The following is a 26715-nucleotide window of genomic DNA, read 5'->3' on the forward strand; positions in this document are numbered from 1 at the left end:
CTCAGCCGAGAAAGCTCAGCCGCACCTGACGGCTCTCGTTGTCGACGTTCGTGTCGACCAACCCCCCTCGGAACTGCGGCAGTAAGGCCAGGGCGCAAGTGAGCGTCAGCCGGATCTACGGATTGACTGTATGCGCCGTAGATTCGCCACCTTCCGAAGTCCCTCGCGGAAATCTGGCCACACCACCACGGCCCGCTGCCGGTCTCTGAACAGCGCCCGGGTCCGGTAGCGTTCAACAGCTCGGATTTCGTGCGAGTTTAGCGCGACGCCCGGCAGCTTGCGCATCTCCCGTAGGCGCTTGTCATTCCCTTCACGAGGCGTCTGCAGAACCTCGAAGACGCAGCCCATCTGACGCCAGCCCATAAAGTTCTTGGCAATGATGACAGCATGATCCGGATGATCTCGGACGGTGCGTAGATAGGAACCCAGACTAGTCACCTGCCCGACTCCGCCCCGGTATGCCTCCAAGGTCTCCGCAGCGCGCTCCGGCTGGCCGTTGCGAAGCCACGTAGTCGCCAGTCCGCAGGCTGCCGGTAGATCCTGCGTACTAATGCTGGCGAGCAACTCCTGGCTCCCCGAGAAGTCCAGGCGTCTCCGCTTCAGCTCGGCGAAATCGACCCGCGCCGCATGGTCCGCCTGGTGTGGCCTAAGCACATCCTCGGCAAAGCCGAGCATGCCTTGCCTACGCAGATGTCTCGCCAGGTGGCGCGCGCGCTCCGGATCCTTGAGGTCCCCTTTCAGTAGATCTCCGATCGATTGGATGGCATCCTGCCCCCGAATCAGCCCCGCGAACTCGTGGAATCGCGGCTGCTGCGGCTCCCGCATTGCCAACCATGTAAGGCCGAGGACAGCATGCGGCCGATTCGGCAGAAATTCGCCAATGATACTCTCCGCCCGTGTCAGGCCATATTTTTCGGCGCAGACTTCGACAGTCAGAGGTATCAAATCGACATGGGCGCCTAGATTGCCTGCGAGGAAATCCAGCGCCCCGTCGTGCTCGTCGAGACAAAGTAGACATGCGACCAGGCGGATCGCCGCCCGGAGGTTGCCGGACGCCAGTGTTTCATAAAGCGGGAGCGCCTTGCGCGGATCACCGAAAAACCACTCGGCATCGGCCTGCGCAAGTTGGCGCTCTATGTCAGCGTTATTGGCCCTAAACGAGGTGGCAGTATTCCTGCCGGGCCTCAAAGAGGGCGTCTGCTCGAGAAGCAACTTGCTCTGTTCGGTAAGATCCTGCCCCCGAAGCAGCTTTCTTAGGGTATGCGCGATATGGGGGTTACTCGCATGCGGCTCAAGCAAGGGCAGCGCCTCCTGAACCCGCCCCAACTGCGCGAGCGATTCGGCTGTGCGCTGGATGATCGATACGGTCTGTCGCTCGACGCTGACCAGTGTGGATAGCGCTGCCTCAGGATCTCCCGCATCACGTTGGATCGCGGCGATCTCCAGGGCCAGAGGTTCGTTCGACGGGCTGAGCTCTCCATGTGGGGCGACGAGATCCAGGGCCTCCTCGTATTCTCCCGCTTTGATTTTGGAACGGGCCATGTGCAGGCGGACCGACGGCAGTCCGGCAAAGTACGCCAGGAGTTGGTGTGCGGTCTGCCCATCACCCGAGGCGGTCAGCCGCTCGGCCGTTCGCACGACGGCTTTGCCGTAGGTGTACGAATTCGTCCGGTCGGACTCCAGCATCGGCGCGACCTCTTGGACAATGTCATGCCACCGGCCTTCGGACGCCAGAAGTCGGACGGTGGTCAGAACATCGGCAGCGAGCGGATGGCGCCCGCGATTCTTCTTATTTCGATGGTCCGCTGCGAACCTGTCCGAGGTGAGAGCCGAGATGACCTTGGCGAAGTTCGGGTCCCGGATGGGGGTGCGCTGTACAATGCGCGTGGCCTGGCTGTCCGCTCGCGCGTCCTTGTCGATAAAGGGCTTGATTATCACTATCGCACCGATGACGTCGCCCTTGCGGTAGAGCACCTCCGACAATTCTATGGCCGCCTTTGGCCAGACTCTGGCTGCGACCCTCAGTGTGGCCTCGATCTCATCCCGTCGGCCCAGTTTGGCTAGCAACTTGGCCTTGGCCACCGCGGTATGCGGCTCGCTCGCGGGGAAACAGGAAAGCAACTGTTCAGCTCTGGCTGTGTTGCCCTCCTGCAGCAGGATACGGGCGAACTCGACCGCTGCCTCGGGAATGTGCCCGGCGAACCGTTCGAGTACGTCGCGCGCCTCGTCAGACCGCTCGTCGTGCTTGAGGGCCGCAGCAAGACTGAGCGGGACACGTGATCCCAGGTGCAGGCCGTCCCGTAAGACTTCGATCGCCTCAGCCGTGCGTCCACGGCGCTGCAGGTTGCCAGCCAGCGCCAGGGTGACGTGCTCGCTGACGCCCTGACACTTACGCAACTCCTTCTCAGCGGCCGCAGCGGACCGCCCCTTGAGTAGCGACAGCCAGTGCGTCGTGGCCTGGTGGTCTCCAGCAACGACGCCAGCCCGCAGCACCGCTTCCTCTACCGGCCCCGGCTTCGGTACCGCGCTGGCGAACCGTACGCATCCCGTCCAATCGGGGTGGTTGCGGAGTACCTCGGTGACGCGGTTCTGCTGTCTCAGGTAGAGCATGTGGATGGAGGCGCGATGGCCGTGCACCGTCAGAAAGAACAACGCGGCGATCTCTCGGTCACTGCCGTGTTCGACGACTGCACGGCAGGCGGCCATGGCCTGCTTCGCGTCGTTGTCCTCGCCGAGGCACAGCCGCAGCAACAGTCCCAGATGGCCTTCGAGGGGTGCCTTGAGAGCGGTCCAGCGCAGCTTGCGAAGCGTTTCGAACGCCTCGCTGGTGCTGTCGATGAGCCCAACCGGCGACGCAGCGAGCCCGACCAGACCGTTGCGGAGTACGGTGGCGACGGTGTCGTCGGCGCCCTTCGCGAGTGGTTCTCTTTCGGGCTCCTGGAACGCCCGGCTGATCCAGTACCGCACCATGAGCACGTGCGGGACGAGCTCGTACATCTCAGGCCAGGAGCGTTCCGCGGCGGCGTACGACTCGAAGGCATTGCGGAAGATTCGGAGAAGCTCGTCGACGTGCCGGTCGGCAACCTTCTCTGCCTGGGCGTCCTCCCTCGTCACTTTCTGTACCATCCGGTGCACGGACACCTGGGCATCGTCCAGGTCGATCAGCGAATAACCGGCCAACGCGCCTGCGGCATGACGCAAGTCCGACCGCCGCACCTGAAGCGCTAGAGCTGCCGCCGACCCGTCCACCAACTCGCGGGATATGCCGTCAGATTCAATGAAGCTCAGCCGACCGAGGAGGTCCTCAGCCAAAGGTGAGTAGTCGACAGCGGCCTTGACGGACCGCTTCCAAGTACTCGCAATCGCACCCTCGTAGAACATGGACGGCGCGTCAGTCAGAAGCTCTCGCGCGGGGAGGTTTTCCAGCGTCTCCCGGTACTCCTGGAAGCCGATCTGGTGCTTACGGATGTAGGCACCGGCGTGCGCGAGGGCCAGCGGCAACCCTCCGAGCGCGACAGCGAGCATGATGGCCCCGGGGTGGTCGTCCCGGTCCGTAACGGTGACGAGATGACTGGCCGAGGCGATCGGGTCCAGTGCGCCGACGTCGATGCAGTCAAAGTCGGTCACCTCATTCCGGTTGCGCGTCGTGGCAAGTACTGCGCCATTGCCGACCGCCGGCAACAAGTCCTTCACGTCCGCGACCGACTCGAGGTTGTCCAACACGACAAGCCAGGTGCGGGCCTCTGTCTCAAGGTGTTCCTTGAAGCGGATCATGATCTCGTCATCGGAGTTCGCGCTCTCCTCCAGGCCCAGTTGCCTACCCAGTTTCGCCACCTCCGAGACAAGCGCCGGTCGGTCCTGGGCACGCAACCAGAGGATATGCTGGGTCTGACTTTCGACCAACTGGCAGTGTCGGAGGGCAAGTTGAGTTTTCCCGATGCCGCCGAGCCCAACCAGGGCCACGAGCGGCACCTCCGCGCCATCGGTCCTAAGTTTGTCCTGCAGACTCTCCAGCAGAGAATCCCGCGGAATGAAGTGTTTGACCGCTCGCTTGCGGTTGATCCACTGCGCGGGTGCGGCGTCTCCGCTCGGCCTGTTCCCATCTGTCTCGCGCTCGGGCTGGGTGAGTTCGGCAAGAGCACGCTCGGTAGCAGGCGCCGCCTTACCGTCCTCAATCACAGCCCGAAGCAGTCGGGTCACAGTCGCCGGGTCAAGTCCGAGCTCCTTCAGGATCTGGAACCACATGTCCCTGGCCGCGACCTCGCGCAAGGGTTGCACTTCCAGACCGGCGTTTCCAAGGATTCGCTCAGCCGACAGAGGGAGGTCGTAGAGCGACGCCAGCTCGTTGAGGACGCCCTTTCTATGCTCCTGCCACAACACCGTACGTGACCGTCCTCAAGATCGGATACGCGTCTGGAATGCCCCTCGACGGCCGCGCTTGTCCGGCGTGCTGCTGCCTTGCATGACGGGCCGTCGGTATTTTGCTGATCTTACGGAAATATAGTCAGTCTAGCCGTCATCCTGGAGACTTGCCGCGAAGAGGAGAGGCAGCCATGAGTGTGCACGCGATGACGACCCGGGCCGTGAAGTCCGCGCACGAGGCCAGCCGGCCGCGGATCATTCCGGAGACTCTGCCCGCCGGGCCCGTGGACCCTGAGGCTCAGCCAGGGTCGACCACCGTCGCAAAAGCGTCCGAAATGATCGTCACTTATATACCCACCGAGATCGTGACGATCTATGTCGCGGCCGCTTCCACACTCCACTCGCCCAGTTCAAGGCCTCAAGACGGGCAGTGGATTCTGATGTGGGTCACCCTGGCGCTCACTCCGGTTGTCACCTGGATCAGCTACGCCTTGAAGATGAGGGCAGGCGGCGCCCCGCTGCCACGATCCGCACGGATGTGGCCCTGGCCAGAGATGGCTTCCGCGTCGGCGGCTTTCCTGTTCTGGGCCTTCAGCCTCCCGAACTCTCCGTTCGAGACAGTGGACTGGTATCGGCCGGGTTTGAGTGCCCTCGTGCTGCTGGTCGGCACCACGATGATCGGTCTCATCATGGCGCTGCTGCGACCTGTGCACGGATTGCCGCAGACCCCTTCGGCGACGGGTCACACGACAGCCACGCCCGCTCAGGCCCGGACTGCGGACCCTGTTCGGCCGACGGATCTCGGAGCGTGAGCGGCACGCTCACGAAGCACCGGCATAGGACGACGAGGAACTTGACATGCATTGGACTCCTTCCCTGACGGCCCTGAACCGGCTACTCGCCATGTACTACCCAGAGCCGACGCCCACCCGCAGGGTTATCGAGCAGGCAGGGCTCCCACTCGCCCATATTGCCCTCGTTGGTAGCCCGTTGGACATGTGGTACGCCGTTTTGCGAGAGGCATCCTTGAGGGGGCTGACTGATGCTGTCGTCGGTGTGGCTCTTGAGGACTTTCCGGACGATCCGCTGCTGCACCAGGCACGGCTCGGGTCGCTGACGGATGACAGCGGCGCGCGGTCGATCGCCGTTGGCTCATCGCAACCAGAGCCTACGGAGGCGGACTTCATCCGGGCCGAGGCCCTCATGGAGGCTCAGAGCACTCTCCTGCCCGTCCACTTTCTCGCCAGGGGACAGAAGATCGCGCGGTCTGTGGCTCTGCTCCAGGCCGACGGAAAATCCGGTACCGGCTTCCTGATCGACGGCAACCTGCTGGTCACCAACAATCACGTGCTGCCGACGCCCGAGGCGGCCGAGAAAGCCAAGGCGATCTTCGGTTACGAGTTGGGAACTGACGGGAGAGAACGGGCGGGTACGACCTACCGGCTCCGGCCGGAAGCGTTCTACCGCACCTCCCCGCAGGCGGAGGACGACTGGACGGTAGTAGCAGTCGCCGGGAGTCCCAACGACACCTACGGCGCTATAGAGATGGTTCCAGTTACCTCTCAACCGCGATACGTCAACATCATCCAGCACCCCTTCGGTGGCCACAAACAGCTCGCCCTTCACCACAACGCGGTCGTCAAACGGGACGAACACCTCCTCTACTACCTGACGGACACCTATTACGGGTCGTCCGGCGCCCCCGTCTTTGACCACTCCTGGCATCTGGTCGCACTGCACCGCGGCATCCACGAACGGCCTCGGTTCTCGGGCCGCCCGAGGATCCGAAGCAACGTGGGCACCAACATCAACCGCATCATTGAGGCGTCACGTTGACCAGGAAGGAGACCGCCGATACAGCCCTGGGGAGCGTCGCAGAGTAGCGTCGTCGCATGCAGGCGGGGCTCGCAGGAGCAGGTGCGTGCGATCGCAAACGCTGCAGTGCCCTTGTGGCGGACCTACCCAGACACTTCGCAGCGCCGCGAGCTTGCCTGCTGGCCACCCTGAGCCAGGCGAGACTTTGCGGACACGATCTAAGCGTAATGCCATCGTTCGGAGAGGTCGTGGCTTCAGATGCCGCCACCCGACCGCACCCAGGAACATGGACCCAATGAGCTGGTTTGGCGAGCCGAGGTGCGTTCGGACTTCGACGCTAAGGTGCCGTCACGCGCATCAGCCGAGAAAGCTCAGCCGCACCTGACGGCTCTCGTTGTCGACGTTCGTGTCGACCAGGCACACCGACTGCCACGTACCCAGCTCCAGTCGGCCGGCGACGACCGGCAGGGTGGCGTGCGGGGGTACGAGCGCCGGGAGGACGTGGTCCCTGCCGTGGCCGGGGCTGCCGTGCCGGTGCTGCCAGCGGTTGTCGGCGGGGAGCAGGGTCCTGAGCTGGCTGAGCAGGTCCTCGTCGCTGCCCGCGCCCGTCTCGATGAGGGCCACCCCCGCCGTGGCGTGCGGCACGAACACGTTCAGCAGGCCGTCGCGGCCGTCCGCCACGTCGTGCAGGAACGCGGCGCAGTCCCGGGTCAGGTCGATGACCGCCTCTTCGCTGCCGCTGTCGATGTGCAGGATCCTGGTGGTGAATGCGTGTGACATAGCCCCTATCGTGCCGTGTGAGGGGGTCCGGCGCGCACGGGAAGATCCCCGGTTTCGGAGCTGTTGGCAGAAGCGTGAACGACTTCGGGGTGCGCGGTACGGACGTGCGCGATGTGGACGTGGTGGTCGTCGGCGCCGGCCAGGCCGGTCTGTCGAGCGGCTACCACCTGCGGCGCACGGGATTCGAGCCGGACCGCGACTTCGTCGTGCTCGACCACGCACCGCACCCCGGCGGCGCCTGGCAGTTCCGCTGGCCTTCGCTGACCTACGGCAAGGTGCACGGCATGCACGCGCTGCCCGGTATGGAGCTGGTCAGTACGGACGCCGACGCCGGGCGCCCGTCGGCCGAGGTGATCGGCGCGTACTTCACCGCGTACGAGGAACGGTTCGACCTGCGGGTGCACCGGCCGGTGGAGGTCTCGGCGGTGCGCGACGGCGAGGCGGGGCGGCTGCTGGTGGAGACGTCCGAGGGGGTGTGGCGGGCCCGCGCGGTGATCAACGCCACCGGTACCTGGGACCGTCCGTTCTGGCCCCGCTACCCCGGCCAGGAGACCTTCCGGGGGCGGCAGTTGCACACGGCGCACTACCAAGGACCCGCCGAGTTCGCCGGGTTGCGGGTGGTCGTGGTGGGCGGCGGCGCTTCGGGGACCCAGCATCTGATGGAGATCGCGCCGGTGGCGGCGGACACCACCTGGGTGACCCGGCGCGAACCGGTCTACCGCGAAGGCCCGTTCGGCGAGGAGCAGGGGCGGGCCGCCGTCGCTCTCGTCGAGGAGCGGGTACGGCGCGGCCTGCCGCCGCTGAGTGTCGTCTCGGTGACGGGGCTGCCGCTGACCGACGCGATCCGGCAGGCGCGCACGGACGGTGTGCTCGACCGGCAGCCGATGTTCGACCGGATCACCCCGGACGGGGTGGCCTGGGACGACGGCCGGCGGGTGGCCGCCGATGTGATCCTCTGGGCGACGGGCTTCCGGCCTGCCGTCGACCATCTGGCGCCGCTGCGGCTGCGCGAGCCGGGCGGCGGCATCCGGGTCGAGGAGACGCGCGCCGTACGGGACGAACGGGTCCATCTCGTCGGGTACGGGCCTTCGGCCTCCACGATCGGCGCCAACAGGGCGGGGCGTACCGCCGTACGGGACATCAGGCGGCTGCTGGCCAGGGAGCCGGCGGGCGTGGCGGTCCGGGTCTGAGCCGCCGGGTTCGAGTCGCCGCCGAGCGGGGTCAGTTGGCGCTCACGGTCAGTTGGCGCTCGGGCGGCTGCGGTTCTCGTTGAACTCCCGGACGTTTCTGCGCTGTTCCTCGTAGGTCTCGGCGAACCGGGTGTCGCCGTCGGCGACGGTGACGAAGTACAGCCAGTGTCCCGGGGTCGGGTTGATCGCCGCGTTCATCGCCGCATCCCCGGGGTTGCCGATCGGGGTGGGCGGCAGCCCCCGGTGCGCGTAGGTGTTGTACGGGCTCCTGGTCTTCGTGTCGTCGTGGCTGGTGTCCAGTGTGGCGCGGCCCAGGGCGTAGTTGAGGGTCGAGTCCATCTGCAGGGGCATGTCCATGGCCAGCCGGTTGTGCACGACCCTGGCGACCTTGCCCATGTCGGCCGCGGTCGCCGCCTCCGCCTGCACGATGCTGGCGATCGTCACGGTCTGGTAGACCGTCACCCCGTTGCGCCGGGCCCCGGCGGCGATCCGGTCGGCGCCGAAGCGCTGGTTCGCGGTGTTGACCATGAAGCTGAGCAGGCTCGCCGCTGTCGTCCCCCGGCCGACCGGATAGGTGGCGGGGTAGAGATAGCCCTCGGGGTTGTTACGGGCGGCGGTCGGCAGCGTGAGCGCGCCGCCCGTCGCCGCCCTGCGGGTCGTACCGGCGGGGACGGCGAGCGCGCGGTCGGCGGCGGCGTACACCTGGGTGGCGCGGCGGCCCTCCGGCACGACCAGGGTGGCCTGCTCACCGCCTCCTCCGCCGCCGCTGCCGTCACCGGTCAGCAGCAGGACGGGCACGGCGACGGCGGTCGCCACCGCGAGCAGGGCGCCCGTCAGCACGACCAGCCGGCCCCGGCGGGTCAGCCGGGTGCGGCGGCCGGGTCCGGTGCGCGGAGGGTGGTGGGTCATGCGGGCACGCTAACCCGGAGTGATCACCGAATCCGGTAGCTGAGCTGCGACGACACGGACGCCGCCCCCGACCGCGCCACAAGCACGAACAAACGAACGTGGGATCGGATGTTCGTCAGAAGGTGTGATCGTCAGGATTTCCATTGCCCGATCACTCTGTGAAGCGTGATGCTTACGGGGCGCAAGCGACGGGCTGCAGACCGGAGCCGCGCAGTCCCAGATCAGCATTACGTACTGAGGAGAAACACCCCCATGAACGTCATCACCAACCTGCTCGCCGGCCTCGTCCACTTCGTGGGCTGGCTCGTCTGACATCTCGACCGCGAGCCCGGCGCCGCTGCTTCCCGTCCCACGGGAGCAGCGGCGCTGCCGCGTTCTCAGCAGGGGACGGCCTCACGAGGAGACCGCCGCAAGACCGTCGGAGGGCCGGTCGGCCGACTCGCCCCTGCGGAGCAGGTCCGCGTAGCGGCCGTCGCGCTCGACCAGCTCCTCGTGCGTGCCCCGCTCGGCGATACGGCCCGCGTCCAGGACGACGATCTGGTCCGCGTCCCTGACGGTGGAGAGCCGGTGGGCGATGGTGATGGTCGTACGGCCCGCCGAGAGCGCGTCGATCGCCTGCTGCACCGCGTGTTCGGTGCGGGTGTCCAGGGCGCTGGTCGCCTCGTCGAGGATCAGCACGGGCGGGTCGCGCAGGATCGTACGGGCGATGGCCAGCCGCTGCTTCTCGCCTCCGGAGAAGCGGTAACCGCGCTCGCCGACCAGCGTGTCGTAGCCGTCGGGCAGCGACACGATGTGGTCGTGGATCTGGGCGGCCCGCGCGGCCGTCTCGATCTCCTCGGCCGTGGCCTCGGGCTTGGCGAACCGCAGGTTCTCCGCGACGGACGCGTGGAAGAGATAGGTCTCCTGGGAGACCACGCCGACCGCGCGGGCCAGCGTGTCGAAGTCCAGGTCGCGGACGTCGACGCCGTCGAGCTGGACCCGGCCGCCCGTCACGTCGTACAGCCGGGGGACGAGATAGCTGAGCGTCGACTTGCCGGATCCGGTGGGGCCGACGACGGCGAGGCTGCCGCCCGCCGGGACGGTCAGGTCGATGCCGGTGAGGGTCGGGGCGCCCTTGTCGTCGTAGGCGAAGTCGACCTTGTCGAAGCGGACCTCCCCGGCGACCCGCTCGATCCTGACCGGCTCGTCGGGCTCGGTGATGTCCACCGGCAGGTCGAGGTATTCGAAGATGCGCTGGAAGAGGGCGAGCGACGTCTGCATCTGCACGCCGGTGGCGAGCAGGCTCACCGCCGGGCGGAAGAGGCCCTGCTGGAGCGAGACGAAGGCGACGAGGGTGCCGATGGAGACGGCGGGTCCCTGGCTGTGCAGCGCCATGCCCGCCACCCAGTAGATGACGGCCGGCATGGCGGCCATGACGATGCCGATGGTCGACATCCGCCAGCGCCCCGCCATGTTGGAGCGGATCTCCAGGTCGACGAGCTGCTCGGACTCGTCGGCGAAGGTCTTGGTGAGGGAGTCGGCCCGGCCCATCGTGCGGCCGAGCAGGATGCCGCTGACGGACAGCGACTCGGTGACGGTGGCCGCCATCGTGGCCATCTGGCGCTGGCGGTGGGTGGTGATCTTCTTGCGCTCGCGGCCGACGCGGCGGCTGATCCAGACGAAGACCGGCAGCAGCAGCATCGACACGATCGTCAGCCGCCAGTCCAGCGCGAGCATCGCGACGACGGTCGCGATGACGGAGGTGAGGTTGGAGACGAGCGAGGTGGCCGTCGAGGTGACGGTCGCCTGCATGCCGCCGATGTCGTTGGCGATCCTGGACTGGACCTCGCCGGTCCTGGTCCTGGTGAAGAAGGCGAGCGGCATGCGCTGGAGCTGGCCGTAGACGGCGGTGCGCAGGTCGTGCATGACGCGCTGGCCGACCGTGGTCGAGATGAGCGTCTGGAGCACGCTGAAGACGCTGTTGACGACGGCGGTGGCGATCATGCCGAGCGCGAGCAGCGTCAGCAGGCCCGTGCGCCCCTGCGGGATCGCGGTGTCGAGGATCGCCCGCAGCATGAACGGCGAGGCGACGGAGACCAGCGACGAGGCGCCGACGAGCAGCCCGACGACGGCGAGCCGGCCGCGGTAGGGGCGGAAGAGGCCGAAGATGCGCCGCAACTGGGCGGGGGGCTCCGGCTGCCCGGGGCCGCCGGTGCGGTCCGGGGGTGTCCAGGTGGACGCTTCGGGTTTCATGGGCTCCTTCGGAAGCGGATACGGGAGCGGTCTCGGCGAGCATAGCTCACTGTTACCTATGTACACAATGAGCGCCGTCCTGGTATTGTTCCCGTATGGACTCCCCCGACCGCGACGGCATGCTGGCCGAGCAGTTGCTGCGGCTGAACCGCCGGCTCCACCGCATCCAGAAGCGCCAGTTGGAGCCGATCGGCATCACCCCGGCGCAGGCCCGCCTGCTGCGCGCGGTCGCCGCGTACGAGGAGCCGCCCCGGATGGCCGATCTGGCGGCCCGCCTTGAGGTGGTGCCGCGCGCGGTGACGACGCTGGTGGACGGTCTGGAGTCCAGCGGGTGGGTGCGGCGGGCGCCCGACCCGACCAACCGCCGGGTGGTGCGGATCGAGCTGACCGAGGCCGGGCGCGAGACGCTGCGTTCGCTCCGTACGGCCCGCCGTTCGGCGGCCGAGGACATCCTGGCGCCGCTCGACGCGGACCAGCGCGACGTGCTCGGCGGGCTGCTGTCTACCCTGGTGGACGGAGGGCCGGAGCGGCGCTGCTGATCGCAGGGGGCGCCGCTGACCAGCGTCGCACTGCCGGCCGCCGCCCGCGTCACCGCGTACGACGACCGTCGAGGAGCCCGTTCATGCCACTGCTGGAGCCGAAGCCGCAGGCGCTCCGCCCGCGTCGTACCAAGGGTCCGGCCGCCCATGACCGGGTCGCCGACGACCGGGCCAAGGGCAGCCCCGAGACGCTGCGCGACGAGCTGATCGCCCTCCTCGGTCCGGACCGGGTGCTCTCGAAGATCTCCGACCTCGTGCGGTACGCGTCCGACGCCAGCCCGTACCGCTTCCTCCCGCAGGTGGTCGTGGTGCCGCGCGACATCGCGGAGATCTCGGCCGTGCTCGGGTACGCGCACCGCGCGGGCCGCGAGGTGGTCTTCCGAGCGGCGGGCACCTCGTTGAACGGCCAGGCGCAGGGCGAGGACATCCTGGTCGACGTCCGCAGGCACTGGACGGGTGTCGAGGTGCTGGACGACGGCGCACGGGCCCGGGTCAGCCCCGGTACGACGGTGGCGCGCGCCAATGCCACGCTCGCCCGGCACGGCCGGCTGCTCGGCCCCGACCCGGCGAGCGCCATCGCCTGCACCGTCGGCGGGGTCGTCGCCAACAACGCGTCGGGGATGACGGCGGGCATCACCCGCAACTCCTACCGCACGGTCGCTTCGCTGACCTTCGTCCTGCCGAGCGGCACGGTCGTCGACACGGCGGCGCCGGACGCCGAAGAGAAACTGGCGCGCGCCGAGCCCGAGCTGTGTGCCGGGCTGCTCGCGGTGAAGGCGGAGATCGAGGCGGACGCGGCGCTGACCGCGCGGATCCGCGCCAAGTACGAGATCAAGAACACCAACGGCTACCGGCTCGACGCCTTCCTGGACGGCGCGACGCCCGTGCGGATCCTGCGCGGTCTGATGGTCGGCTCCGAGGGCACGTTCGGCTTCATCTCGGACATCGTCTTCGACACCCTGCCGCTCGACCGGAAGGTCAGCACGGCGCTGCTGTTCTTCCCCTCCCTGCCCGCCGCCGCGGCGGCCGTGCCGCGCTTCACCGAGGCCGGCGCCATCGCCGTCGAGCTGATGGACGGCAACACACTCCGCGCCTCGGTGAGCGTCGCCGGGGTGCCCGCCGACTGGGCCGGGCTGCCCCGCTCGACAGCGGCCCTGCTGGTGGAGTTCCGGGCCCCCGACGAAGCGGGCCAGGAGGCGTACGAGCAGGCCGCCGCCGACGCCATGAAGGGGCTCGACCTGGTCGCGCCCGTGGCGTCGGTGACCAACACCTTCACCCGCGAGGCGGCGGTGATCAGCGGGTACTGGAAGGCGCGCAAGGCGTTCGTCACGGCGGTCGGCGGCGCGCGCCCGTCCGGTACGACGCTGATCACCGAGGACTTCGCCGTACCGCCGTCGCGGCTCGCCGACGCCTGCGAGGCGCTGCTCGAACTGCAGACCAGGCACGGCTTCGACGCGGCGGTGGCCGGTCATGCCGCGCACGGCAATCTGCACTTCCTGCTCGCGTTCAACGCGGCGAAGGAGGCGGACGTCGAGCGGTACGCGGCGTTCATGGACGAGTTCTGCCGGCTGGTGGTGGAGCGCTTCGACGGCTCGCTCAAGGCCGAACACGCCACCGGACGCAACATCGCGCCCTTCCTCGAACTGGAATGGGGGCCGCGGGCCACGGAGTTGATGTGGCGGACGAAGCAGATCATCGACCCCGCAGGGGTGCTGGCCCCGCGCATCGTGCTCGACCGCGATCCGAAGGCGCATCTGCGCGGCCTCAAGACCATCCCCGAGGTCGAGGCCGTCGCCGACCCCTGTATCGAGTGCGGCTTCTGCGAACCGACCTGCCCCAGCCACGACCTGACGACCACCCCGCGCCAGCGCATCGTGCTGCGCAGGGAGATGATGCGCCAGCCTGGCGGCTCCCCCGTCGAGTCGAATCTGCTGGAGAGTTACGGCTACGACGCGGTGGACACCTGCGCCGGCGACTCCACCTGCAAGCTGGCCTGCCCCGTCGGCATCGACACCGGTGCGATGATGAAGGACTTCCGGCATCAGCGGCACTCCCCGCGTGAGGAGCGGATCGCCGAGCTGACCGCCCGGCACTTCAAGGCGGTCGAGGCGTCCGCACGGCTCGCCGTCGCCGCTTCGACCCGGATCAGCGACCGGCTCCTGGAGTCGGTCACCCGCAGGGCACGCGCGGCGGTGCGCCCCGATCTCGTCCCCGAGTGGCTGCCGGAGATCCCCGGCGCCGCAGCGCGCGCCCTGCCCCGTACGGACAAGCGGGCGGCGACGGCCGTCTACTACCCCGCCTGTGTGAACCGGATCTTCGGCGATTCGGCCGACGGCGAAGGCCGCAAGGGCCAGAAGGGCCCGTCGCTCCCGCAGGCCGTCGTCGCGCTCGCTGACCGCGCCGGACAGGCCGTCTGGATCCCGGACGATGTGGCGGGCACCTGCTGCGCGACCATCTGGCACTCGAAGGGGTACGAGGCGGGCAACCGGCTGATGGCCAACCGCATCGTGGAGGCGGCCTGGCGCTGGACGGCGGGCGGCCGGCTCCCGCTGATCGTGGACGCGTCGTCCTGCACGCTCGGTATCGCCGAGGAGGTCGTGCCGTATCTCACCCCCGACAACCGGCAGTTGCACAAGGAGCTGACTGTCGTGGACTCGCTCGTCTGGGCGGCCGACACGCTGCTCCCCCGGCTGACGGTGCTCAGGAAGGCGGATTCGGCGGTCGTCCATCCGACCTGCTCGATGCGCCATCTCGGCGACGAGGAGCAGTTGCGTACGGTCGCCGAGGCCTGCGCCCATGAGGTGTACGTGCCGGACGACGCCCGCTGCTGCGCCTTCGCGGGTGACCGGGGCATGCTGCACAAGGAGCTGACGGATTCGGCCACCGCCCATGAGGCGGCCGAGGTCACCGGACGGAGTTTCGACGCGTATCTCTCGGCGAACCGGATGTGCGAGATCGGCATGGACCGGGCCACCGGGCACCACTACCGGTCCGTGCTGTTGGAGTTGGAGCGGGTGACCCGCCCCGCCGCCCCCTGACCCGCCGCGTCCCGCTCGGCCCGGTGGCTCGTTTTGCCACCTCAGCGCGGAAAAGCCGTTGCTCCGGGCGGTCCCGGAAGGCGAAGCTTGCACGGTTTGGGGCCACTCCACGAGTCATGGGACATCATGCAGATTCGCGACCTTCCGTACGCCGACCCCGGGGTCCCCGACGCACGGTCGGGCCCCCGGTTCCTGCTGTGGCTGGGCCGCAACCAGTTGCGCGGCCAGCTCAAGGCGCTGGGCTGGGGCCTGCTGCACCATCTGGCCGTCGGCGGCCTGCCGGTGGGCGCCGGCCTCGCCGTGCAGGCGGTCGTGGACCGCTCGGGCGCGCGGCTGGCACTCGCCGGCGGCCTCATCGCCGTACTCGGTGTCGGGATCGCGCTCGGCGACACGATGCTGCACCGCACCGCCATCACCAACTGGATCACGGCGGCGGCGCGGCTCCAGCAACTGCTCGCCCGCAAGACGGCGGAGCTGGGTTCGGCGCTGACCCGCCGGGTCGCCGCCGGTGAGGTGGTCGCCGTCTCCACCGGCGATGTGGAGAAGATCGGCTGGTTCGTCGAGGCGGTCTCCCGCTTCCTCGCCGCCGCCTGCGCGATCGTGCTGATCTGCGCGGGGCTCCTCTGGTACCTGCCGTCGCTGGGGCTGGTGGTCGCCATCGGCGTACCGGTGCTGGCCCTCGCCGTCCTGCCGCTGCTGCCGCGCGCCACCCAGCGGGCCGACGTGCAGCGCGACAAGGCGGGCAAGGCCACCGAACTGGCCTCGGACACCGTCGCCGGGCTGCGGGTGCTGCGCGGGATCGGCGGCGAGGAGCTGTTCCTCGACCGCTACCGCGCCGCTTCGCAGGAGGTCAGGAAGGCGGCCGTGCGCAGCGCCAGGATGTGGTCGCTGATCTCCGCCGTCCAGGTGCTGCTGCCGGGGATCATGCTGATCACGGTGGTCTGGTACGGGGCGAATCTCGCCCTGGACGGCCGGATCGACCCGGGGCAGCTCGTGACCGTCTACAGCGCGGTCACGCTGCTGATCTTCCCGCTCGGCCAGTTCGAGGAGATCGCGATGGCGTACTCCTTCTCCCGGCCTTCGGCGAAGCGCGCCGCCCGGGTGCTGGCGCTGGAGCGCACCTCGTACGAGGCCGAGCGCGGCGGTCTCGCCGACGCCAGGCCGACCGGCGATCTGTACGACCCGGCGACCGGGCTGCGCGTCCCGGCCGGGCTGCTGACCGCGGTGGTGTGCGGCGACCCGGACGCGGCGGGCCGGCTGGCCGAGCGGCTGGGCGGGCATGCGGCCGAGGAGGAGAAGAGCGCTTCGGTGCTGCTCGGCGGGGTGGCGCTGGACGATCTGCCGCTGGACGCGGCGCGGGCCAGTGTGCTGGTCCAGGACAAGGATCCGGTGCTGCTGTCGGGGACCCTCGCCGAGCTGCTCGACGTGCCGTCGTCGGGCGCCGTCGACCCGGAGAAGGCGCTGGCGGCGGCGCAGTGCGGCGATGTGCTCGACGCGCTGGTGCAGGCGTCCGTCGACGGTACGGGCGATCCGATGCGCTCGCGGATCACGGAGCGCGGCCGGTCGCTCTCCGGCGGCCAGCGCCAGCGTCTCGCGCTGGCCCGTTCGCTGGTCACCGACCCGGAGGTGCTGGTGCTCGACGAGCCGACGTCGGCGGTCGACTCGCACACGGAGGCCCGGATCGCGGAGGGCGTGAAGGCGCTGCGGGCCGGCCGTACGACGGTGGTGTTCGCCTCGTCGCCGCTGCTGCTCGACCACGCTGACCGGGTGGTGTTCGTGCACGACGGCGCCGCGGTGGCCGCCGGCAGCCACCGCGAACTCGTCCGCGACAACGGCGAGTACCGCGCGGTCGTCACGCGCGAGACCGAACAGGAACAGCTCATCGAGGAGTCCGCATGATCGGCGTGGCACGACCGGATCACGACCCGGCGGCCCCGGAGTCCGCGACGACCCTGCCGGTCGGCACCCCCGCGACGGTCCGGGCGTATGTGTCCGAGCTGCTGAAGCGGCACCGTACGGCGTTCGTCGTGCTGGTCGCCGTGAACGCCGTTTCGGTGATCGCCTCGATGGTGGGCCCGTATCTGCTGGGCAACATCGTGGAGGATCTGTCGGACGGCGCGCGCGATCTGCATCTGGGGCGCGTGGCCGCGGTGTTCACGGTCGCGCTGATCATCCAGACCGTCTTCACCCGGACGGTCCGGCTGCGCGGGGCGATGCTCGGCGAGGAGATGCTGGCCGATCTGCGCGAGGACTTCCTGGTCCGGTCGGTCGGGCTGCCGCCGGGGGTGCTGGAGCGGGCCGGGACCGGCGATCTGCTGTCCCGGATCACCACCGACATCGACCGGCTGGCCAACGCCATGCGCGAGGCGGTGCCGCAGCTCGCGATCGGTGTCGTGTGGGCGCTGCTGCTGGTCGGCGCGCTGACCGTGACGGCGCCGCCGCTGGGTCTCGCCGTGCTGGTGGCGCTGCCGCTGCTGATCGTCGGCTGCCGCTGGTACTTCAAGCGGGCGCCTTCCGCGTACCGCTCGGAGGCCGCGGGGTACGCGGCGGTCGCGGCGATGCTGACCGAGACGGTGGACGCGGGCCGCACGGTGGAGGCGCACCGGCTCGGCGGGCGCCGGGTGGCGCTGTCGGACCGGCGGATCAAAGAGTGGACGGGGTGGGAACGGTACACATTGTTCCTGCGCTCGGTGCTGTTCCCGGTCATCAACCTGACCAATGTGGTGATCTTCCTCGCGGTCCTGGTGATGGGCGGCGCCTTCGTCCTGGAGGGGTGGATCGACGTCGGCCAGCTCACGACGGGAGCGCTGTTCGCGCAGATGCTGGTCGACCCGGTGGGGCTGATCCTGCGCTGGTACGACGAGTTGCAGGTCGCCCAGGTGTCCATCGCCCGGCTGGTGGGCGTACGGGACATCGAACCGGCGGCGGGCGACGAGTCGGTGGTGCCCGCCGGCCGCGCGGTCAGCGCGGACGAGGTGCACTTCGGCTACCGCGAAGGGGTCGACGTACTGCACCGGGTGACCCTGAACGTCAGCCCCGGCACCCGGCTGGCGCTGGTCGGCCCTTCGGGCGCCGGCAAGTCGACGCTGGGGCGGCTGCTCGCCGGTATCTACGGCCCCCGGACCGGTACGGTCACGCTGGGCGACGCCGAGCTGTCCCGGATGCCGGCCGAGCGGGTGCGGCAGCATGTGGCGCTGGTCAACCAGGAGCACCATGTCTTCGTCGGCACGCTGCGGGACAATCTGCGGCTCGCCCGCACGGGCGCCGACGACGCCGAGCTGTGGACGGCGCTGGAGGCGGTCGACGCCGACGGCTGGGCGCGCGGCCTCGCCGCGGGGCTCGACACGGAAGTGGGCTCGGGCAGTGTCGCGCTCACCCCGGCGCAGGCGCAGCAGGTGGCGCTGGCCCGGCTGGTCCTGGCCGACCCGCACACGCTGGTGCTGGACGAGGCGACGTCGTTGCTCGACCCCCGGGCCGCCCGCCATCTGGAGCGCTCACTGGCCCGGGTCCTGGACGGGCGCACGGTGGTGGCGATCGCGCACCGGCTGCACACGGCGCATGACGCGGATGTGATCGCGGTGGTCGAGCGGGGCCGGATCAGCGAACTGGGCAGCCACGACGAACTGGTGGCGGCGGACGGGGCGTACGCGGCGCTGTGGCGCTCGTGGCACGGCTAGCCCATGGTGCCGCGCAGCCCCTGCGCCTTGGCCTCGCTGTCGAGGCGCAGGGCCGCGAGCTTTCCTGCCGCGGCGGTCACGGTCTCCGGTTCGCGGCAGACGCGGAACACCACGTCGATGAGCCTGCGGCTGAAGAGCAGCCCGCCGAGCCGGTCGCGTTCGTCGTCCGTGAAGGCAGCCACTTTGGTGTAGCCCTTGAGGAACGGCGCCGCGGCCCATCCCGACTTGAGGATGAGCGTCAGGGACGCGAGCCGGGGGCCGCGTCCCGCCGAGGTCCAGTCGACCAGGACAGGGCCTTCGGCGGTGAAGATCGCGTTCTTGGGGACGGGGTCGGGGTGGACGAACGCCTCGGGCAGGCCGTCCCCGCCGTCGGCGGTGGCCACGGCGGTGCGCAGGGCGTCGAGTGCGTCGGCGCTCCCGCGCGGCATCCGGGGTGCGACGGAGTCGAGCCAGCCCTGCACCGCCCGGAGTTCGTCGGTCATCGTCCCTTCGGCGAAGTGGTGCAGGGCCCCTGCGGGCCGGTCGGCGCCGGCGGGCACGGGGAGTTGGTGCAGCCGGCCGATCCGGGCGCCGAGGGAGACGATGGGGTACGGGGGGCGGTCGGCCTTGGGGACCTGCCGGACGAACTCGGTCAGGAGCAGGGCCTGGCCTTCGTGGCTGCTGAGCGCCGCGTCCCCGAAGGGCCGCTCGGCGGGGAAGCCGGTCCCGGCGAGAGCGCGCAGCACGGCGAGATCGGCCGCCGCGGCGGCGTAGGGCCGCGCGGCGGAGAACAGCCGTGCCACCAGCGGTGTGCCCTTGTCGCTCCGGTCCACCCGGAACACCCCGACGTCGAGGGTGGTCAGCTTCGCGGGGGTGATCCCGCAGGTCTGCTCGATGTGGGCGGGCAGGGCCGCCTCGCCCTCTCGCCGGTACATCCGCCGGAGGACCGAGTCGAACAGCGGCGCGGGCGGCACGGTCACCTGTTCATGAGAGCACGTCGGTCGGCGCCGTGGCACGGCTGACGCTTTCGCGCAGGAGCGCGCGGCGCTGTTCGTGCACCTCCGCCGGCTCGTCCGCCGTCGCCGCGTAGACGTTGCTGACCGGCGACCAGGCCATGGACATCGCGATGACCATGGCCATCAGGTCGAACGGGTTGCCCTGCCGTACCAGCCCCGCCGCCTGCGCGTCGGCGATGACGCGCAGTTTGCGCTGGTCGAGGCGTTCGTGTTCCTCGACGAGATGCCCTGCCGGGCGCCGCTCCAGGCGCGCCCAGGTGGCGAGCCGGATGAGGTCGGGGCGGGACAGGTACTCGTCGTAGAGGCGTACGGCCCAGTCGGCGAGGTCGCCCGGGTCGCCCGCGTCGATGGGGACGACGTTGACGATCCGCTCCATCATGCCGAAGAAGATCGCGTCGAACAGCCCTTCCTTGCTGCCGAAGTAGGCATAGAGCTGCGCCTTGTTGGTGCGTGCCGCCGCCACGATCCGCTCGATCCGGGCCCCGGCGATCCCGTGCTCGGCGAACTCCGCGGTCGCGACGTCGAGGATGCGTTTGTGGGTCGCGGCGCCGCGGGCGGTCAGGGACTGGTCGGCCATGTCCGCCACGGTACCAAACAGAACAGTTGGTTTGCTTGGCGGACCCGATGCGCCTACGCTCAAATAGACCGAACAGTCTGTTTGAGGAGTTGGCATGAGGACCACAGTTGGCTGGCGCGCCGAAGGATCTGGGACGACGCTGCGCCGCACCCCGCTGGAGCGCCGCGAGCTGCGCCCCGACGACGTCGCCGTACAGGTCGACTTCTGCGGTGTCTGCCACACCGATCTGCACGCCCTGACCGCGCGTACCGGCGAGGAGGACGCCCCGCTGGTACCGGGCCACGAGTTCACCGGCACGGTGACCGAGGTCGGCCCCGAGGTCTCCCGCTTCGCGGTCGGCGATCTGGTGGCGGTGGGCAACATCGTCGACTCGTGCGGTGTGTGCGCCATGTGCCGGGCGGGGCAGGAGAACTTCTGCCGCGAGTTCCCGACCCTGACGTACGGCGGCACCGACCGCCAGGACGGATCGACCACCCTGGGCGGCTACGCACGCGAGTACGTCGTGCGCGACCGCTTCGTCCATGCGCTGCCCGCGGGACTCGACCCGGCCACCGCCGCCCCGCTGCTGTGCGCCGGAATCACCGTCTGGGAGCCGCTGCGGGCCCTCGGGGTGGGCCCCGGCACCCGGGTCGCCGTGGCCGGGCTCGGCGGGCTCGGCCATCTCGCGGTCAAGTTCGCCGTGGCGCTCGGCGCCGGGACGACGGTGATCAGCCGCACGGCGGACAAGGCGGACGACGCCCGCAAGCTGGGCGCCGACGGCCTGCTGGTCTCCACGGACGAAGCGGCGATGGCCGAGGCGCGCGACCGCTTCGACGTCGTCATCGACACCATCTCGGCCGTGCACGACCTCGGCCCGTACCTGCGCGTGGTGGCCATGGACGGCACCCTCAGCCAGGTCGGCTACCTGGGCCCGATGCAGGTGGCGACCCTGGACCTGCTGACCGGCCGCAAGAAGCTCACGTCGGCCGGCAGCGGCGGCACCCCGGCCACCGCGGCGATGCTGGAGTTCTGCGCGGAGCACGGCGTCACGGCCGACATCGAGCTGCTGCCTTCGGCCCGGGTGAACGAAGCGCTCGACCGGCTCGGCCGCAACGACGTGCGCTACCGCTTCGTGCTCGACATGTCCGACCTGTCGGCGGAATGACACGCGGGCGGCGCCGGGATCCCGGTGCGGCGCCGGGTCAGAACACGCCCAGCGCCGCCGCGGCGCCGACCCCTCCCAGCACCATGAACGCGGGCATCAGGACCTTGATCTCCACCCAGGCGCCCGCCCGGAAGCGGATGAACTTCGGCGGCCCGATCGGGTACCAGCGCTTGCGGCCCAGCGGGATGGGCCACAGGATCGGGCAGCCGGAGACCGTGATCGCGTCGCCGATGTCGTGCACGAGCGCGCCGAGGACGATCGGCAGCCCCAGCCAGACGTACTCGTGGCCGACCCCGGTGAACAGCCAGTGGGCGCCGTTGCCCGGCTCGTCCAGGATGTCGGCGAGCATCCACGCGCTGGTCGCGCCGAGCAGCCAGACGAGGATGTCGCTCGACACCCGCGCGGCCCGCCACAGCAGCCCCTCCACGGCCAGCACCATGTGCACGAAGAGGATGAAGAGCACCGCCCAGCGGCCGCCGGCGATCGCGAGGCCCGAGGCTCCCGCGCCGACCAGGACGGCCCACAGCCAGGTGTGGGTCAGGGTGCGGTGGCCGCCGTTCCTGCGCGGGTCGCCCTTCTTCCTCGTCGCCTTGTAGACGGCGGTCGACATCCGGTCCACGACCTCGCACAGCCAGCGTGAGACGGGACCGAACGCACGCGAGATGGTCGCCGCCTTGTGGTCCAGGTCGGGGGCGAGCGCGGCGCCCGCGCATATCAGGGCTCCCACGGCCAGTACCGGCCACGGCATGCTGTGTCCCGCGGCTGCCGCCGCCGCACCCACCCCCAGCCAGGCCGCTGCCCCTGACAGTGAGTGTGCCGGTCCCATCATCGTCGTACCCGCCCCATTGCAGTTGTTATTCATGGTCAGTTGAGACGGCAGGCTACCTTCCATGATCTTCTCGACGTCGTCCGGTTCCCTCATCGGGGCGGAAGGCAGGCAAGATGGGGTGGTGACCCTCATCGATCAGTTGCCGCCCGATGCCGACCCCGATGCCCTCTTCGAGGCGTTCTCCTCCTGGACCGAGGGCCAGGGCATCGCGCTCTACCCGGCGCAGGAGGAGGCGCTGATCGAGGTGGTCTCCGGGGCCAACGTGATCGTCTCGACCCCCACCGGGTCGGGAAAGAGCCTGATCGCGGCCGGTGCGCACTTCACGGCGCTGGCCCAGGACAAGGTCACCTTCTACAGCGCGCCGATCAAGGCGCTGGTCTCGGAGAAGTTCTTCGACCTGTGCAAACTCTTCGGCACCGAGAACGTCGGCATGCTGACCGGCGACGCCTCGGTCAACGCCGACGCGCCCGTCATCTGCTGTACGGCGGAGGTGCTGGCCTCCATCGCGCTGCGTGACGGCAAGTACGCCGACATCGGCCAGGTCGTGATGGACGAGTTCCATTTCTACGCCGAGCCGGACCGCGGCTGGGCCTGGCAGATCCCGCTGCTGGAGCTGCCGCAGGCGCAGTTCATCCTGATGTCCGCGACGCTCGGCGACATGTCGCGGTTCGAGGAGGATCTGACCCGGCGTACGGGCCGGCCGACCTCCGTCGTACGGTCGGCGACGCGTCCGGTGCCGCTGTCGTACGAGTACCGGCTGACACCGATCACGGAAACACTGACCGAGCTGCTGGAGACCCGGCAGGCCCCGGTGTACATCGTGCACTTCACCCAGGCGGCGGCCGTCGAGCGGGCGCAGTCGCTGATGAGCATCAACATGTGCACCCGCGAGGAGAAGGACAAGATCGCCGATCTGATCGGCAGTTTCCGCTTCACCACCAAGTTCGGCCGCAACCTGTCGCGTTACGTCCGCCACGGCATCGGCGTGCACCACGCGGGGATGCTGCCCAAGTACCGCCGGCTGGTCGAAAAGCTGGCGCAGGCAGGGCTGTTGAAGGTGATCTGCGGTACGGACACGCTGGGTGTCGGCGTCAACGTCCCCATCCGCACGGTGCTGTTCACCGCCCTGACCAAGTACGACGGCACCCGCGTACGCACGCTGCGCGCGCGGGAGTTCCACCAGATCGCCGGCCGGGCGGGCCGCGCCGGGTTCGACGTGGCCGGGCTCGTGGTGGCGCAGGCGCCCGAGCATGTGGTGGAGAACGAGAAGGCGCTCGCCAAGGCGGGGGACGATCCGAAGAAGCGCCGCAAGGTGGTGCGCAAGAAGGCGCCCGAGGGCTTTGTCGCCTGGTCGGAGACCACCTTCGACAAGCTCATCGGCTCCGACCCGGAGCCGCTGACCTCACGCTTCCGGGTCACACACACGATGCTGCTGTCGGTGATCGCCCGTCCCGGCAACGCCTTCGAGGCGATGCGCCATCTGCTGGAGGACAACCACGAGCCGCGCAGGCAGCAGTTGCGGCACATCAGACGCGCCATCGCGATCTACCGCTCGCTGCTGGACGGCGGTGTGGTCGAGCGCCTGGAGACACCGGACGCCGAGGGCAGGATCGTCCGGCTCACCGTCGACCTCCAGCAGAACTTCGCGCTGAACCAGCCCCTTTCGACCTTCGCGCTGGCCTCCTTCGAGCTGCTGGACCCCGACTCCCCCTCGTACGCGCTGGACATGGTCTCGGTCGTCGAGTCGACACTGGACGACCCGCGGCAGATCCTCGCGGCGCAGCAGAACAAGGCGCGCGGCGAGGCGGTCGGGCAGATGAAGGCCGACGGTATCGAGTACGAGGAGCGGATGGAGCGGCTCCAGGACGTCACGTACCCGAGGCCGCTGGAAGAGCTGCTGGTGCACGCGTACAACACCTACCGCACGAGCCATCCGTGGGTCGGCGACCACCCGGTCTCGCCCAAGTCGGTGATTCGTGACATGTACGAACGGGCCCTGACGTTCACGGAGTTCACCTCCTTCTACGAGCTGGCCCGCACCGAGGGCATCGTGCTGCGCTATCTGGCCGGGGCGTACAAGGCGCTGGAGCACACCATTCCGGACGATCTGAAGTCGGAGGACCTGGAGGATCTGACGGCGTGGCTGGGCGAGATGGTCCGGCAGGTCGACTCCAGTCTGCTGGACGAGTGGGAGCAGCTCGCCAACCCGGAGGTGGAAACGGCCGAGCAGGCGCAGGAGAAGGCCGACCAGGTCAGGCCGGTCACCGCCAACGCACGCGCCTTCCGGGTCCTGGTACGCAACGCCATGTTCCGCAGGGTGGAGCTGGCGGCGCTGGACAAGGTCGGCGAACTGGGCGAGCTGGACGCCGATTCGGGCTGGGACGCCGACAAGTGGGGCGAGGCGATGGACGCGTACTGGGACGAGTACGAGGACATGAGCACCGGCCCCGACGCCCGCGGCCCGAAGCTGCTGGCCATCGAGGAGGACCCGGCCCACGGCCTCTGGCGGGTCCGCCAGACCTTCGCCGACCCGAACGGCGACCACGACTGGGGCATCAGCGCCGAGGTGGACCTGGCGGCCTCGGACGAGGAGGGTCTCGCCGTCGTCCGGGTGACGTCGGTGGGTCAGCTCTGAGCCGGCCGGGGGGCCTGTTCACGGCCGTCGGTCTCCCGGGTCCACACTGGAAGGACTACTTGAGTACTGAGGAGATTCCGATGGCCCTGTACGACATCCCGCTGCGCACCCTGGCCGGCGAGCCCACTTCTCTGGCCGAGTACCGGGGCAAGGCCGTGCTGGTGGTGAACGTGGCCTCCAAGTGCGGGCTCACCCCGCAGTACGCCGGACTTGAGCAGCTTCAGAAGACCTACGGCGAGCGGGGCTTCACCGTGCTCGGCGTGCCGAGCAACCAGTTCGCCGGGCAGGAGCCCGGTACGGCCGAGGAGATCCAGACGTTCTGCTCGGCGACGTACGGCGTCACGTTCCCGATGCTGGAGAAGACGGATGTGAACGGGGAGAGCCGGCACCCGCTGTACGCGGAGCTGACGAAGACCGCGGACGGCGCCGGTGAGGCCGGGGACGTCTCGTGGAACTTCGAGAAGTTCCTGCTCTCCCCGCAGGGCGAGGTCGTGGCCCGGATCCGGCCGCGCACCGAGCCGGACGCGCCGGAGGTCGTCTCGGCGATCGAGGCGCAGCTCCCGGCCTGACACCCGCCTTCTCCGCAGCGCGCTAGCGGATCTGCACGCCCGAGATGGCGCGGGCGATCACCAGGCGCTGGATCTCGCTGGTGCCCTCGAAGATCGTGTAGATCGCCGCGTCCCGGTGCATCCGCTCGACCGGGTATTCGCGGGTGAAGCCGTTGCCGCCCAGGATCTGTACGGCCTGGGCGGTGACGGCTTTCGCGGTCTCGCTGGCGAAGAGCTTCGACATGGAGCCCTCGGCCGAGGTGAACGGCTTTCCGGTGCTGGCCATCCAGGACGCCCGCCACACCAGCAGCCGGGACGCGTCGATCCGGGTGCGCATGTCGGCGAGCTGGAAGGCGATGCCCTGGTTGTCGATGATGGGGCGGCCGAACTGGGTGCGGGTGGTGGCGTAGTTGAGGGCGACCTCGTACGCGGCGCGCGCCGTGCCGACCGCCATCGCGCCGACGGCGGGGCGGGACGCCTCGAAGGTGGCCATGGCGGCGTTCTTCGTCCGCTCGCCGCCGGCCGCGGCCCGCTCGCGGGCCCTGGCGAGGCGCTCGTCCAGCTTGTCCTTGCCGCCGAGCAGGCAGTGCCCGGGTATCCGGACGTCTTCGAGGACGACCTCCGCGGTGTGCGAGGCGCGGATGCCGTGCTTCTTGAACTTCTGGCCCTGGGCGAGCCCGGGGGTCCCCGGCGGGACGATGAAGGACGCGTGCCCCTTCGAGCCGAGTTCCGGATCGACCACGGCGACCACGACGTGGACGTTGGCTATGCCGCCGTTGGTCGCCCAGGTCTTGGTGCCGTTCAGCACCCACTCGTCGGTGGCCTCTTCGTACACGGCTCGGGTGCGCATGGCGGCCACGTCCGAGCCGGCGTCGGGCTCGGACGAGCAGAACGCGGCGAGCTTCACGTCGTCCGCGTCGCCGTACATCTGCGGGATCCAGGTGCCGATCTGCTCCTCGGTGCCGTTGGCGAGGACGCCGACAGCGGCGAGGCCGGTGCCGACGATCGACAGGGCGATCCCCGCGTCACCCCAGAACAGCTCCTCCATCGCCATCGGGATGCCGAGGCCCGTGGGGTCGAAGAACTGCTGCGCGTAGAAGTCGAGCGAGTAGATGCCGAGCTTGGCGGCCTCCTGGATGACCGGCCACGGCGTCTCCTCACGCTCGTCCCACTCGGCGGCCGCCGGGCGGACGACATCGGCGGCGAAGCCGTGCAGCCAGTCCCGCACCTGCTTCTGGTCGTCGTTGAGTTCGAGCGTGAACTCGGCCATGTTCTCCTCCAGTGCTGCGTCGCGCGCTGTGTCGCCCGAGGCGGCCACCCGCGTTGGTTACCTGCGGTAACCACAGTCTGTTACCCGCAAGTAGGCCATGTCAACAGAGTTCGGCCGGATCCGCGTGGGCGGCGGGCAGGGTGTTACGTTGCGGGAGCGGCACGGAAATCGCACG

General features: G+C 69.4%; 18 protein-coding genes. 10 read left to right on the forward strand and 8 right to left on the reverse strand.

The features are described 5' to 3' along the window. Window positions 1–105: 105 nt before the first annotated feature. Complete coding sequence (locus ACZ63I_RS27105) at window positions 106–4380, reverse strand: DUF7779 domain-containing protein (RefSeq protein ID WP_469341688.1); 4275 nt, start codon at window positions 4378–4380, stop codon at window positions 106–108. 173 nt (window positions 4381–4553) lie between these two features. On the opposite strand from ACZ63I_RS27105, the gene ACZ63I_RS27110 reads away from it, so the two are divergent. Together ACZ63I_RS27110 and ACZ63I_RS27115 are read left to right on the forward strand one after the other, a co-directional pair. After that, a complete protein-coding gene (locus ACZ63I_RS27110) occupies window positions 4554–5174 on the forward strand; it encodes a hypothetical protein (protein ID WP_469341690.1) in 621 nt (206 codons plus the stop codon). A gap of 46 nt (window positions 5175–5220) precedes the next feature. Next, complete coding sequence (locus tag ACZ63I_RS27115; protein WP_469341692.1) at window positions 5221–6198, forward strand: trypsin-like peptidase domain-containing protein; 978 nt, start codon at window positions 5221–5223, stop codon at window positions 6196–6198. 336 nt (window positions 6199–6534) lie between these two features. On the opposite strand, the gene ACZ63I_RS27120 is transcribed toward ACZ63I_RS27115, so the two are convergent. Continuing rightward, window positions 6535–6957, reverse strand: coding sequence for a secondary thiamine-phosphate synthase enzyme YjbQ (locus ACZ63I_RS27120; protein ID WP_469341693.1), 423 nt, complete (start codon window positions 6955–6957; stop codon window positions 6535–6537). Between the two features lie 104 nt (window positions 6958–7061). On the opposite strand from ACZ63I_RS27120, the gene ACZ63I_RS27125 reads away from it, so the two are divergent. Next, on the forward strand, window positions 7062–8147 hold the full coding sequence (locus ACZ63I_RS27125) for an NAD(P)-binding domain-containing protein (RefSeq protein ID WP_469341961.1): 1086 nt from the start codon (window positions 7062–7064) through the stop codon (window positions 8145–8147). A 48-nt stretch (window positions 8148–8195) separates the two neighbouring features. Here the strand turns inward: ACZ63I_RS27125 and mltG are convergent, their stop codons facing one another. Together mltG and ACZ63I_RS27135 are read right to left on the reverse strand one after the other, a co-directional pair. Further along, entirely contained in the window at window positions 8196–9056 is an 861-nt protein-coding gene (mltG, locus tag ACZ63I_RS27130) for an endolytic transglycosylase MltG (RefSeq protein WP_469341694.1), read from the reverse strand. Window positions 9057–9449: 393 nt separating this feature from the next. After that, window positions 9450–11288 carry an ABC transporter ATP-binding protein gene (locus tag ACZ63I_RS27135; RefSeq protein WP_469341696.1) on the reverse strand — a complete coding sequence of 613 codons (1839 nt, stop codon included), beginning with the start codon at window positions 11286–11288 and terminating at the stop codon, window positions 9450–9452. A 95-nt stretch (window positions 11289–11383) separates the two neighbouring features. On the opposite strand from ACZ63I_RS27135, the gene ACZ63I_RS27140 reads away from it, so the two are divergent. The 4 genes from ACZ63I_RS27140 to ACZ63I_RS27155 all read left to right on the forward strand — a co-directional run bounded on the left by ACZ63I_RS27140 (window position 11384) and on the right by ACZ63I_RS27155 (window position 18542). Beyond that, the gene (locus ACZ63I_RS27140) at window positions 11384–11827 is read left to right on the forward strand and encodes a MarR family winged helix-turn-helix transcriptional regulator (protein ID WP_469341698.1); all 444 of its coding nucleotides are present in this window, start codon (window positions 11384–11386) and stop codon (window positions 11825–11827) included. 83 nt (window positions 11828–11910) lie between these two features. After that, on the forward strand, window positions 11911–14865 hold the full coding sequence (locus tag ACZ63I_RS27145; protein WP_469341699.1) for an FAD-binding and (Fe-S)-binding domain-containing protein: 2955 nt from the start codon (window positions 11911–11913) through the stop codon (window positions 14863–14865). Window positions 14866–14991: 126 nt separating this feature from the next. Further along, on the forward strand, window positions 14992–16764 hold the full coding sequence (locus tag ACZ63I_RS27150; protein WP_469341700.1) for an ABC transporter transmembrane domain-containing protein: 1773 nt from the start codon (window positions 14992–14994) through the stop codon (window positions 16762–16764). Then, a complete protein-coding gene (locus ACZ63I_RS27155) occupies window positions 16761–18542 on the forward strand; it encodes an ABC transporter ATP-binding protein (protein ID WP_469341702.1) in 1782 nt (593 codons plus the stop codon). Before ACZ63I_RS27150 ends, ACZ63I_RS27155 begins: the two co-directional genes overlap by 4 nt. Here the strand turns inward: ACZ63I_RS27155 and ACZ63I_RS27160 are convergent. Both ACZ63I_RS27160 and ACZ63I_RS27165 read right to left on the reverse strand, forming a co-directional pair. Next, window positions 18539–19501, reverse strand: a complete 963-nt coding sequence (locus tag ACZ63I_RS27160; RefSeq protein ID WP_469341704.1) for a phosphotransferase — start codon at window positions 19499–19501, stop codon at window positions 18539–18541. The two genes, ACZ63I_RS27155 and ACZ63I_RS27160, sit on opposite strands and share 4 nt — an antisense overlap. Window positions 19502–19505: 4 nt before the next feature. Beyond that, on the reverse strand, window positions 19506–20114 hold the full coding sequence (locus tag ACZ63I_RS27165) for a TetR/AcrR family transcriptional regulator (RefSeq protein WP_469341705.1): 609 nt from the start codon (window positions 20112–20114) through the stop codon (window positions 19506–19508). 94 nt (window positions 20115–20208) lie between these two features. On the opposite strand from ACZ63I_RS27165, the gene ACZ63I_RS27170 reads away from it, so the two are divergent. Further along, window positions 20209–21258: an NAD(P)-dependent alcohol dehydrogenase gene (locus ACZ63I_RS27170; protein ID WP_469341706.1), complete on the forward strand. Its 1050-nt coding sequence runs from the start codon at window positions 20209–20211 to the stop codon at window positions 21256–21258. Between the two features lie 37 nt (window positions 21259–21295). Here ACZ63I_RS27170 and ACZ63I_RS27175 read toward each other — a convergent pair whose 3' ends face one another. Further along, window positions 21296–22087: a metal-dependent hydrolase gene (locus ACZ63I_RS27175; RefSeq protein ID WP_469341708.1), complete on the reverse strand. Its 792-nt coding sequence runs from the start codon at window positions 22085–22087 to the stop codon at window positions 21296–21298. Window positions 22088–22148: 61 nt separating this feature from the next. Here ACZ63I_RS27175 and ACZ63I_RS27180 point away from each other — a divergent pair, with 61 nt between their 5' ends. Both ACZ63I_RS27180 and ACZ63I_RS27185 read left to right on the forward strand, forming a co-directional pair. After that, entirely contained in the window at window positions 22149–24722 is a 2574-nt protein-coding gene (locus ACZ63I_RS27180; RefSeq protein WP_469341709.1) for a DEAD/DEAH box helicase, read from the forward strand. Window positions 24723–24802: 80 nt separating this feature from the next. After that, window positions 24803–25291: a glutathione peroxidase gene (locus tag ACZ63I_RS27185; RefSeq protein WP_469341711.1), complete on the forward strand. Its 489-nt coding sequence runs from the start codon at window positions 24803–24805 to the stop codon at window positions 25289–25291. 22 nt (window positions 25292–25313) lie between these two features. Here the strand turns inward: ACZ63I_RS27185 and ACZ63I_RS27190 are convergent, their stop codons facing one another. After that, window positions 25314–26540, reverse strand: a complete 1227-nt coding sequence (locus tag ACZ63I_RS27190) for an acyl-CoA dehydrogenase family protein (RefSeq protein WP_469341712.1) — start codon at window positions 26538–26540, stop codon at window positions 25314–25316. Window positions 26541–26715: the final 175 nt, after the last annotated feature.

This window comes from Streptomyces sp. NPDC087906 (genome assembly GCF_055584925.1).